General features: G+C 73.5%; 2 protein-coding genes. One reads left to right on the forward strand and one right to left on the reverse strand.

The features are described 5' to 3' along the window. Positions 1-559, forward strand: a 559-nt coding sequence (locus JNW98_RS33715) for a sensor histidine kinase (RefSeq protein WP_372459390.1), incomplete at its 5' end; no start/stop codon positions are given. Positions 560-700: 141 nt separating this feature from the next. On the opposite strand, the gene JNW98_RS33720 is transcribed toward JNW98_RS33715, so the two are convergent. Then, entirely contained in the window at positions 701-1,072 is a 372-nt protein-coding gene (locus JNW98_RS33720; protein WP_223772104.1) for an STAS domain-containing protein, read from the reverse strand. Positions 1,073-1,590: the final 518 nt, after the last annotated feature.

The raw sequence follows: 1,590 nt of genomic DNA on the forward strand, positions 1-1,590 counted from the left end.
GGTGAGCCTGATCAGCCTCCAGGCGGGCGCGGTGCAGGTCAGCACGGCCGACAACCAGGCCCGTGCCGGGGCGCGGACCATCCGCGAGCTGTCGGTGCGGACGCTGGACGAGCTGCGCCACATGGTCGGCATCCTCCGGGCGGCGGGCGCGGACACCGACGAACTGACGCCGCAGCCGAAGCTCGCGGACCTCCCCCGGCTGATCGAGCTGAGCGCGCTCGACGTCCGGTACGAGGAGGCGTACGACGCGGCCGCCGAACACTCGGAGGCGGCGGAACGGGCCGCCTTCCGCACCGTGCAGGAGGCGCTGACGAACGTGCGCAAGCACGCGCCCGGGGCGAAGGTACGGGTGCGGGTGGACGAGCCGGACGACACGCTGCGGGTCGAGATCCGCAACGGGCCGGCCGACTCGGCGGTCCCGGCGCCCGGGCTGCCGGGCGGGGGCCACGGCCTGGTGGGGCTGCGCGAGCGGGCGCAGAGCCTCGGCGGCACGCTGGAGGCGCGGCCGACGGGGGACGGGGGGTTCGTGGTGCGGGCGTGTTTCCCGCGTGAAGGGTGACGTGACGGGTGAGGTTCCGCGCGAGGGAGCGCGGGGTGGGGCGCCCGCCTGCGCCGCGCGCCGGGTCTTCCGGGCATGCCCGCCGGCCCCGGCCCGGTGGTGGGGTGAGCGGGGTTCGAGTGGCGCGGCCGGACGGTCTGATCAGGCGGAGAGCGAGTCGGTCTCGGCGGTGGCGCTCGCCAGGTCCGGGTAGACCTCGAAGAGGCGGCGCACCCCGAGGGCGGCGAGCACCCTGTTGACGTGCGATCCCTCGACCGCGCCCTGGGCGGGCAGGATCAGCCGCAGCCGACCTTGACAGGAGCGCATCAAACGCCGGGCGGCGATGAGCACCCCGACCCCGCTGGAGTCACAGAACCGCACCTCGCCCAGGTCGAGCACCAGACTCCGCCGCCCCTCCGCCACCGCGTCGTGCACGCGCTGCCGGACCGCCGGGGAGGTCACCAGATCCATCTCGCCGCTGACCTGGAGCACGGCCCAGTTCCCCTGGTCGCGCTCCCACACCTTCAACGTCACGCGTTCGAGCCCTTCCACTCGGTCCGCCGGCTGTTCGCGCTTTCCGGCGCTCTTCCGGACTGAGGCCCTTCCGCGGTGTACGCCGCCGTCCCGTACGCTCCGCGACGGTCGTACGACCCTCGGGATCCGGCAGCCGGATCCGCCGCGAATTGCCGTCTGGCATAAACCACCGCGTTGAGCCTATGCCCAGCCCGGACCCTTCCTCCCCCCGGATCCGGTCACACCCGCATAACACATCGGCACATTCGTGCATGTCCGGTCAAACACCGATCGCCCGGCGGACAGCTGACGGTCCGCCGACGCACCCCTCACGACCTGCGGCGCGGCCCGGGCCGGCCGGGGATCCGGGGATCCGGTGACAGGCGCGCCCCCGGCTCCGTCAAGCCCTATCACCCGGGGCGGCCCCGCGCCCGCCCTTCCCTGATCTTCCCCTGAGTTCCCCGGATTTCCGTCCGAACGAGCGCCCGTTGTCGGACCCTCCCGTTACATTGCGAAGTGCGGACGCCATGCGGTGTCGG

The sequence above is a fragment of the Streptomyces huiliensis genome (genome assembly GCF_020037025.1).
GTDB classification, from domain to species: domain Bacteria; phylum Actinomycetota; class Actinomycetes; order Streptomycetales; family Streptomycetaceae; genus Streptomyces; species Streptomyces huiliensis.